Raw genomic sequence first — 344 nt, 5'->3', positions numbered from 1 at the left:
GAGGTTACTGACTACAGCTACAACAAGCACGGGCAACTGACTGGAGTTTGGTACCCGGATCACAGTTGCCATCGACTGGTGTGGAACGAACGCGGGCAACTGCTTGAGGAGCAATTGCCCAATGGTGGGATCAAGCGTTATCGCTATGACGATTTAGGGCGACAAGTTGCCTGTGAGGATGAGCATGGTGCGCTGACGCAATATCACTGGGACTGCGTCGGCAGGTTGATTCGCCTCGTCTTGCCAGGCGGCGCCACACGAGAATTCAGCTACAACCCCTACGGCAAAATCATCGCCGAACGCGACGAACTCGGCCACGTCACCCGCTACGAATACGCCGATGG

At 56.4% G+C, this 344-nt stretch carries 1 protein-coding gene; it reads left to right on the top strand.

Annotated elements, in window-relative coordinates:
• Positions 1-344: hypothetical protein (locus tag ACTJLA_RS26835; RefSeq protein WP_440842500.1), on the top strand; the 344-nt coding region annotated here is incomplete at both ends.

Origin of the sequence: Pseudomonas sp. 22072, assembly GCF_052046095.1 — a bacterium.
GTDB classification, from domain to species: Bacteria; Pseudomonadota; Gammaproteobacteria; order Pseudomonadales; family Pseudomonadaceae; genus Aquipseudomonas; species Aquipseudomonas paracarnis.
This window is presented reverse-complemented; position numbering and strand designations above follow the sequence as displayed.